This is a genomic window from Salinivibrio sp. SS2 (assembly GCF_001722075.1).
In the GTDB taxonomy this organism is placed as follows: Bacteria; Pseudomonadota; Gammaproteobacteria; order Enterobacterales; family Vibrionaceae; genus Salinivibrio; species Salinivibrio proteolyticus.
On the sequence record NZ_MEBP01000145.1, the window covers coordinates 1 to 9,296 of the forward strand.

At 48.7% G+C, this 9,296-nt stretch carries 9 protein-coding genes; 5 read left to right on the top strand and 4 right to left on the bottom strand.

The window, feature by feature from the left end:
• Window positions 1-110 precede the first annotated feature (110 nt).
• Entirely contained in the window at window positions 111-605 is a 495-nt protein-coding gene (locus tag BGK46_RS17000) for a fasciclin domain-containing protein (protein WP_084781576.1), read from the bottom strand.
• A 370-nt stretch (window positions 606-975) separates the two neighbouring features.
• Here BGK46_RS17000 and BGK46_RS17005 point away from each other — a divergent pair, with 370 nt between their 5' ends.
• Window positions 976-1,281 carry a hypothetical protein gene (locus BGK46_RS17005; RefSeq protein WP_069591330.1) on the top strand — a complete coding sequence of 102 codons (306 nt, stop codon included), beginning with the start codon at window positions 976-978 and terminating at the stop codon, window positions 1,279-1,281.
• A gap of 67 nt (window positions 1,282-1,348) precedes the next feature.
• Here BGK46_RS17005 and yjjG read toward each other — a convergent pair whose 3' ends face one another.
• Complete coding sequence (yjjG, locus tag BGK46_RS17010; RefSeq protein WP_069591332.1) at window positions 1,349-2,032, bottom strand: pyrimidine 5'-nucleotidase; 684 nt, start codon at window positions 2,030-2,032, stop codon at window positions 1,349-1,351.
• 143 nt (window positions 2,033-2,175) lie between these two features.
• Window positions 2,176-3,399 (bottom strand): NupC/NupG family nucleoside CNT transporter, encoded by a 1,224-nt coding sequence (locus tag BGK46_RS17015; protein ID WP_069591334.1) that lies wholly within the window; start codon window positions 3,397-3,399, stop codon window positions 2,176-2,178.
• 642 nt (window positions 3,400-4,041) lie between these two features.
• Between BGK46_RS17015 and BGK46_RS17020 the strand changes: the two genes are divergently transcribed.
• From BGK46_RS17020 to BGK46_RS17035, 4 genes are all read left to right on the top strand, one after another.
• A complete protein-coding gene (locus tag BGK46_RS17020) occupies window positions 4,042-5,658 on the top strand; it encodes a BCCT family transporter (protein ID WP_371414234.1) in 1,617 nt (538 codons plus the stop codon).
• 177 nt (window positions 5,659-5,835) lie between these two features.
• A complete protein-coding gene (locus tag BGK46_RS17025) occupies window positions 5,836-7,713 on the top strand; it encodes a DUF294 nucleotidyltransferase-like domain-containing protein (RefSeq protein WP_069591338.1) in 1,878 nt (625 codons plus the stop codon).
• 9 nt (window positions 7,714-7,722) lie between these two features.
• Window positions 7,723-8,454, top strand: coding sequence for a 3'-5' exonuclease (locus tag BGK46_RS17030; RefSeq protein ID WP_069591340.1), 732 nt, complete (start codon window positions 7,723-7,725; stop codon window positions 8,452-8,454).
• Window positions 8,455-8,599: 145 nt separating this feature from the next.
• Entirely contained in the window at window positions 8,600-8,803 is a 204-nt protein-coding gene (locus BGK46_RS17035) for a hypothetical protein (RefSeq protein ID WP_069591341.1), read from the top strand.
• A gap of 58 nt (window positions 8,804-8,861) precedes the next feature.
• Here BGK46_RS17035 and BGK46_RS17040 read toward each other — a convergent pair.
• Window positions 8,862-9,296, bottom strand: a 435-nt coding sequence (locus BGK46_RS17040) for a transposase (protein WP_139130811.1), incomplete at its 5' end; no start/stop codon positions are given.

Consider the following 9,296-nt stretch of genomic DNA (forward strand, 5'->3'; position numbering starts at 1 on the left):
TTCTGTGAGAGGGATGAGGCGGCAACGCCTCACCCTACTCGATGTCACTGACGACTGACCGCACAGGTCAAATCACTATCTGTACAATCGTAGGCTCAGTAGCGTGGTCGCTAAGGCATGATCACGGTATCAATCACATGTATCACGCCGTTTGACGTCATAATATCGGCTTTGGTCACGGTCGCGTTATCGACTTTAACTTTGCCATAAGAGGTCTTAATCATAATGTCACTGCCTTGTACCGTGGTGGCGGACGACATATCCATCACTTGTTCTGCGGTCACCTTACCCGGTACGACATGATAGGTGAGGATATCGACCAGCTTATCCTTGTTTTCGGGCTTGAGAAGCATGTCGACCGTCCCCTCTGGCAGCTTAGCGAATGCCGCATTCGTGGGCGCAAAGACCGTAAATGGTCCTTCTCCTTTGAGGGTATCCACTAACCCTGCAGCTTTGACGGCGGCGACAAGGGTAGAAAAGTCATCATTTTTTGCAGCTGTGTCCACAATATCGTGGCCGCCTTTGTGGTGCGCAGCCATCGCGCTTCCCATTCCTAGAATCAGGGCGGCAGTCACCGCAAATTTCGTGAAGGTACGTTTTAACATGTTGCTCTCCTTTTCATCGATTGATCATTCCTCACCAAACCATCATCAGCAATGACAGTGAGTGACTGCTCAGGAATGTCGTGGCTCTTGGCAAAACGGGTGAAAGGAGAAAGAAGATCACTTTTGGAGGTAAGGATAGGCACATATCTGTGATCTTCTACGCTTGATTGATCGTGAAATCACGTGCAATTTTTCGAACAAGTCATTCGCATAACTGTGATTGTGAGCACACTTTTATCGGCGTACATTCTCTCTCGTCCCGCGACGAAAGGTCGCAAAGAAAATCTTCAAATAGAGACATTGTGGTGACAATTGGTCACCGAGATTGGCGTTTAATAACAATCAATCGACAACGAGAGAGGAAACAACCATGAAAAAATTAGCAGCTATTTTTGCACTGACACTCGCATCAACCTCAGTAATGGCGAGCGGCCTTAACCTTGACGTACAACCTGCAGAAGGCGGTGCTTGGGTATCAGTGACTGAACAAGGTCAAGCCGTTAAAGGCGCGAAAGTAACCAGCTCAAAAAGCGTGGACACCAAAGTGACTGACGAATCAGGTCGTGTATTCATTTACAGCCAAGACCAAAACAGTGGTTCAGTGACTTATGTTGCAAATACCGACCAAGGCCAACAAGCAGAAAAAGCCGCTTTTGTTGCTGGTGACCGCAGCTAATTTGCCCCACTAGGCAAAGACATCGTTGGAAAGCAAAAAAGAGAGCATTGGCTCTCTTTTTTTATGATTAGGCGTTGTCAGGCATGAGCCACGCTTGGAGTGCATGCAGTGAGTCCACTTGGTGGGTAGGCGTCACGCCTTCTGGTAGTGGCTTTTTGTCGCGATTCAACCAGCATGTGTCTATGCCTGCGCGCATGCCACCGAGGACATCTGCCATTGGATTATCGCCGACCATGAGGATTTGAGACTTAGGTGGATGGCCCATTTTTGCAAATGCATGCTCGAAGATGCGAGGGTCAGGTTTGGCAAAACCGACTTGCTCGGATACCACGAGAGTAGATATGGCGGGCTTGAACCCTGTTTTTTCCAAGCGCACATCCTGTAACGCGGTAAAGCCATTGGTGATAATACCAATGTGTGCGTGTGGACGAATCGCGTTTAGCAGTGCTTCTGCGCCTGGGAGTGGCTCACAGATCTCGGCCATCGCATCCAAAAAATGCTGGTTTAGCGTTGTCGGAGCCACCTTGAGCCGCTCTCCCCAGTGGGTAAAGCGTTTGGTTTGCAGCGTGTGTGCGTCTATTTCGCCATTTTGGTATTGCACCCACAAAGGTTTGTTTAGTTCTGAATATTCGGCAAAGGCGTGCTGGTCGAAATCGACATCATAGTGTGAAAACATGCGTTGCAGTCCTGCAAACGCATCAAAGTGAAACAGTGTTTCATCTGCATCAAAAAGAACCCAAGGATACCGCATGGTGACTACATCTCTTTACGTTAAGTAAATGAAGTGTAACAGATGAAGTCTGTTCTCTTCGAGGCTTTTTTGTGCACTCACCGTCCTTGGTGAGAAACACTGAACCATCAGAATGATGGCAAAACTATCCAGCGTGATTGAGGTTATAAAGTCAGATACAGCCCTGCCAATGTTGCGCTCATCAGATTCGCTAAGGTGGCGGCAAGAATGGCACGCATTCCTAATTTGGCGATATCACCTCGGCGCTCTGGAACAATACCGCCCAGTCCGCCCATCAACATCGCGATCGAAGTGAGGTTGGCAAAGCCGCACAGTGCAAAGGTAACAATGGCTTGGCTATGGGGAGAAAGTGCACCTTTTAGGTTCATAAAATCAGCAAACGCCACAAATTCATTCACCGCAATTTTCTTACCAATCAAGGTACCAGCAGTCATTGCTTCCCCCCACGGAATACCGATGAGCCAAGCGACTGGTGCAAACACATAGCCGAATATCCACTCCAGACTCAATTGAGGCATATTGATCATCGGGCCAAGTTTGCCCAACCCGCCGTTGATCAGCGCAATCATGCTGATCACGGCCAGCAAGCTAGCCCCGACTGCCATCGCAATTTGTAATCCACTTAAAGCACCTTGTGTACCTGCATCGATCAAGTTGACAGGCTTATCGTGGTTATCTTGCTCGGCTTGCGCTTGGGTATGACTGATAGGCGTTTCGGTCTGCGGGACCATAATTTTTGCCATCATTAGACCGGCTGGTGCGGACATAAAAGCGGCAGCGATCAGGTATTTCATTTCAACACCGAGGCCTGCGTATCCAACCATGGTGCCTCCAGCCACGGAGGCTAATCCGCCGACCATGACTGCAAATAATTCTGAGCGCGTCATTGAGGCGAGAAAAGGGCGCACGACAAGAGGGGCTTCTACCGATCCGACAAAGATATTGGCAGTGGCTGACATCGATTCAGTGCGCGAAGTGCCGAGTACGCGTCGTAGTACGCCACCGATCAGGCGAATAATCCAAGCCATGATCCCTAAGTGATAAAGCACGGCGATCAGAGCGGAGAAAAAGACGATAGTTGGTAAAACGTTGAAAGCAAAGATAAAGCCAAGTTTAAATTTCGCGAGATCACCAAACAGAAACTCAGCACCAATATCGCCAAAGCTAATTATTGCGGACACGGCTTCTGATGCGTTAGCCAAAATACGCTGACCAAGCGGGACGGAGATAATAAACCCGGCAAAGACGATTTGAATAATGAAAGCGCCACCGACGGTACGCCAGTTGATCGCACGACGATTTTCTGAAAATCCAATCGCGATTAGAAAGAGGACGCTAATCCCCAAAAGGCCGATGCCAAATTGCATGATGCTTGCTCCGCAAACGTTAAACTGGGATGGAAAACGATTGCGGCGGTATTGTACTTATTTTTCTCAGTGTGACAAGTATCACGAATAAATCATATTGTTGCATTATTTTGCATTTTTGTGGCCTGGAGGTTATGTGCTCGTAGGCGAGTCGTGCGAACTCAGAGCTGCTTCACGATAGGTACTTGAACAAACGCATGCTATTCACGATGTCTTTGTGATCCATCAAAAGTTTTGCTGGTGAACATAGGTATTTTTTGTGAGCACTATCAATGAATTCTTTTTATGATACGGCGTATTTCCGCTAAACCTAAAAGAGGAAAGTGTGTGACACGATCCTTTATAGCTCTGAAATAAAGAGTTCAAATGAGTTCTAGGCCGCGTCTAGCCTGGGGTTTGAGTGTATATATTGATTAATAGTTGGTTATAAAATCGACATTTGGTTAGTGCCCTAATTAAATCGTTGCGCATTTATGTTAGGGTAATGAGCTGTGTGGATGTTGCGGTTCTTGCTGCTGGTCAACTTTTTTATCCGCGTTTTGCGATGGAAAGGCCAATTGAGCGCACAGGCCACCGACACTCACAGGCTTCCGAACAAACGGACTAAGGAGTTAACTCGTGAGCGATAAAAGCCATGAAGATATGATGAAACCGGACGGGAAAGTTAACCCGATCGATACTGACTACCAGGTCGGTCAGGATAATGTGGCCGTTAAACTTGGCCCGTTTGGTTTTGATATTCACAACCGAGTATTTATGGTCTCGGGGCTGGCCATTATGGCCTTTGTATTTGTCACTTTGGCATTTCAAAACCAAATCGGCCCTGTTTTTGGTGATCTTCGGGGTTGGTTGACCTCGAATCTAGACTGGTTCTTCCTTTCTGCAGGTAATATTTTTGTTATCGCCTGTCTAGTACTGATTGTGTCACCTTTGGGTCGCGTTCGTCTCGGCGGGACAGAAGCTAAGCCGGATTATAGCTATGCGGGTTGGTTTGCGATGTTGTTTGCCGCCGGTATGGGTATTGGTTTGATGTTCTACGGTGTATCAGAGCCGTTAACACACTTCCAAACGTCATTGGGCGGTACCGCTGTTGATGCAAACGGTATTCGTACCGACTGGGCACCGTTGGGCGCAGCAGCCGGAGATGCTGAAGCGGCTCGACGCCTAGGTATGTCTGCAACGATTTTCCACTGGGGTCTTCACCCTTGGGCCATCTACGCTGTCTTGGCGCTAGGTTTGGCTCTGTTTGCCTATAACAAAGGCTTGCCTTTGACCATGCGTTCAGTCTTTTACCCGCTCTTTGGCGAGCGTGTATGGGGCTGGACCGGCCACGTGATCGATATTCTTGCGATCATCGCGACCCTCTTTGGTCTTGCAACCTCACTAGGCCTTGGCGCCTCACAGGCGTCTGCTGGTCTTCACTATCTGTTTGATACGCCACTGGGTAACACCACAGAGGTGCTGCTTGTCATGGGTATCACCGGTATGGCCATCCTGTCTGTGGTTGCTGGGGTAGATAAAGGGGTGAAACGCCTCTCCGAAGTGAACATGTTGCTTGCACTGCTACTGCTTATCTTTGTGATTGCAGTGGGTCCAACGCTAGCCATTTTGACCGGTTTCTTTGGTAACCTCGCCGCGTACCTAGAAAACTTGCCTGCGCTGTCTATGCCGTTTGCACGTGAAGATGCCAACTTTACGCAAGGCTGGACCTCGTTCTACTGGGCATGGTGGATTTCATGGTCTCCATTTGTAGGTATGTTTATTGCGCGTGTTTCTCGTGGCCGCACAGTGCGTGAGTTCATCACCTGCGTATTGCTGATCCCATCTGCTGCTTGTGTGTTGTGGATGACCGCATTCGGTGGTACCGCGATTGGTCAATTTGTGAACGAAGGTTACACCGCAGTTGTAGACGCTGAACTGTCACTGAAACTGTTTGCAATGTTGGATGATTTGCCGTTGGCATCGATTACTTCATTCATCGGTATCATTCTAGTTATCGTGTTCTTTGTGACCTCGTCTGACTCAGGCTCACTGGTTATCGATACCATCTCTGCGGGCGGTAAAGTGAACGTGCCAGTGCCACAACGTGTTTTCTGGGCGTCTTTCGAGGGCCTAGTTGCGGTGGCGCTTATCCTTGGTGGTGGCTTGGTTGCCCTACAAGCGATGGCGGTTTCAACTGGCTTCCCGTTCACGATTGTACTGCTGGTAGCGACTGCTTCCTTGTTCAAAGGGTTAGCATCAGAGCCGCGCGCTAAGTAACTGTACGTGCTAAGTAACTAACAGTTAGCTATGATGAAAAAGGCAGGCCCTCGGGACTGCCTTTTTTATTACCAACAACCTTGATATGTGATGGGTGAGACTAAGCTTTTAGGTTTCATCTATTGTGAATATTCAATCGCATACCCTTGCACTTTCTCGCAACGCTAGGTGAGCATCATGGAAGCTGAACAAGTTGAAATTGCGACATTTCTTTCCCAATACGCCCCTTTTGAATCGATTCCCGAAGAGGTGGTTGCTGAGGTCGCGCAAAGCATCGAAATTAGTTATCACCGAGCGGGCACGACGATTTTTGCCTACGGCGATGAGATTCATGATTTAGCCATGATCCGTAGCGGTGCTGTCGAGCTGTATCGTCGTAATGGCACCTTGTACAACCGTATCGCCGAGGGGGATATTTTCGGTCAGATGGGCCTTTTGATGAACAACCGGGTGCGTATGCCCGCCAAGGCGATCGAAGACACCTTGGTGTACTTCATCCCTGAGGCGACATTTAACCGCTTGTTTGATGAATTTGAACACTTTGCCGATTTTGTCGAGGTCGAAGACCGGACGCGATTACGTCAGGCGGTATCGAGCCATAATGAAGCCAATGATCTGACGACGTCCAAAGTTAAGAAGCTGATTATTCGCGACCCCGTGATGATCGATAGTACCGACTCGGTACAATATGCAGCGCAAGTTATGTCGCAAGAAGCGGTCTCGTCAATTTTGGTGATGGGCGATGAGCCCGATCCCGAAACCGGCTTCAATCCCGTGCTGGGGATCATTACTGATCGTGACTTACGTAATCGCGTGTTAGCAGAAGGCTTGCCTTATGAAACGCCGGTACAAGAAATCATGTCGCCCCAGCTGATCACCCTCGATCATAATGCTTACATCTTTGAAGCCATGCTCACCATGCTGCGCTCAAACCTCCACCACGTACCGGTATTACAACATGGCAAACCACTGGGTGTGGTCGCACTATCGGATATTGCACGTTACGAATCGCAAAACAGCTTGTTCCTCGTCGCCAGTATTTTCCGCCAACAATCGGTGGACGATTTAGTGGTGTTGGCGAAACAAGTCAAAGATTGCTTTGTACGCATGGTCAATGAGGACGCGAACTCACACATGATAGGGTCTGCGATGTCTGTGATTGGCCGCAGTTTTAAGCAGCGCCTGTTGGAGTTGGCAGAAGAAGAACTGGGTGAGCCGCCTATCCCGTATTGCTTTTTGGCGATGGGATCGATGGCACGCGATGAGCAACTGATTGTGACCGATCAAGACAATGCCATTATCTTGGACGATAGCTTTAACTACGACGAGCATAACGCGTATTTTGAGGCACTATCGAAGCGCGTGTCTGATGGGCTCGATGCCTGCGGGTATACCTATTGTACTGGTAATATCATGGCGACTAACCCTGAGTGGCGGAAAACACTGAAAGAGTGGGAACAATGCTTCGCCGATTGGATTGATAATCCGAGCCCACGCTCTTTACTCGACAGCAACATCTTCTTTGATTTAGATGGTGTCTATGGTCGAACTAACTGGGCTGAACAACTCAAAGCCTTCATTGGTCGCCGTGCACGTCGCAATAATCGCTTTTTAGCATCAATGGCGCGCAATGCCTTAAATCGCACACCGCCCTTGGGCTTCTTTAAAGATTTCGTGATGGAGCAAGATGGGCGACACAATAACTCGATTAACCTCAAACGCCGCGGCACAGCGCCATTAGCCGATCTTATCCGTGTACACGCATTAGCTATCGATTCGCGCTCACAAAACTCGTTTGAGCGCTTAGACGACATTATTGAATCTGGGATCTTGCCCAAAGGCCGAGGGCCAGACCTTCGAGATGCGATGGAGTTTATTTCCATGGTGCGTATTCGTCACCAAGCGCTGGATATCGAAGCGGGACGTGAGCCAGATAACAATGTGGAACCGGAGAATTTATCCGATTTTGAGCGCCGTAACCTCAAAGATGCATTCCAGATTTTAAGTAACGCTCAGAAGTTCTTGAAATTCCGCTACCAGCCGAATCGGTCATAAGGGGAGGGCATGTTGCATTTGGATCTGAAAAAGAAAGCCCCGGCACAACACGTGGACTGGCAAGCCATGCTGGATACCAAACGTGAGCAGGTGAAACATGAAACGCTACAAGCGTTTTATCAACAAGGCTGGGTAGCACCCGACACGCCTCTTAAGGATGTGCCCTTTGTCGCACTCGACTTTGAAACTACGGGTCTAGACAGTGAAAAGGATGCCATTGTCAGTATTGGGCTGGTGCCTTTTACCCTTAGTCGCATTCGCTGCCAACAGGCGCAGCACTGGATTGTGAATCCCAATCGTCCGCTGGCAGAGTCTTCGATTGTTATTCATGGGATCACCCATTCAGACATTATGAATGCACCAGACTTTTCTCATGTAATTGAACCACTGCTAAGTGCGCTCGCCGGTGCGATCGTTGTGGTGCATTACCGCCGTATTGAGCGAGAGTTCCTTGACCGTGCGATTAAGCAGCGTTTAGGGGAAGGGATTATTTTTCCGATGGTCGACACCATGGAGCTTGAGGCGCGGAAACACCGTACCGGGAAGCGCAGCTTGATGGACCGTATTATGCGTCGTCCCCTGGCGTCGATTCGGTTAGCCGATAGCCGTACTCGGTATCAGTTGCCTTTTTATCAAAGTCATCACGCCTTGACCGATGCCATCGCCACGGCAGAGTTGTTGCAAGCACAAGTGGCCCACGACTTTTCCCCTGACACACCGATTAGCGACGTATGGAGCTAAGGTCTAGACGGCTATCGCTTTGTTATTGAACCGTAGACGCGCATGGTTCGTAAACCTGTTGATAGGTAATAGCACGTCGCGTGCTGGTTTTCAGTGCAATAATAATGTGCTACAACACCAGCGATTGATAATCAGAGGAAAGCACATGACATTTATCCATGCAGTAGAAGGGCTCGTGTTTGGCCTTGGGGTGTTGTTGTTGTCATCAGGCATTGGCTTTGCTTACTGGGGACTCACGTTAAAGCCTGAAGAGGCGGAAGACATGACGGCACGTAAAATTGAGTTGGGCTTTTATGCTGGTGCGTGCATTGTGTTTGCGCTGTTAATTGCCTATTGGCTCACTTGGTGATGATTCGCGCTTACTTTAACGATAAAAAAACCACCGCTTGAGCGGTAATGCATGTGAATTAAGCTGAGTTACGTCTTTTAGAAGGCCTAGTCGCATAGCGATTGGGCCTTTTCTTTACTGCTCTTGGGTATGTCCTCTCTCGCCTCTCTGGAAGTACAAAGCTCTCTGCCATGTCGAGAATATATCGGAGCACTTCTGGGTATCTTCCAGGTGCGACAGCCGGGAGCATCTGCAACTGACTCACTAAAAATATTGATGCCTGCTTAAAGCCTATTTGGTATGGCATTACCGTGTTCAATGAATACGCCATCTGGCACATCATAAAACGCAGTAGGTTGTAGGCGAGCAACATCCCCCAAAGCTCCTGTTTAACTAACGCCGGTGTTTTACTTCTTAGCGTAAGGCTATTTTGAAGCATGTACTGCTTCATCTCTCGATAGCCTAATTCGATTTCCCAACGATGACTGTAGAGTTCTGTAATATCGGCCCCTAT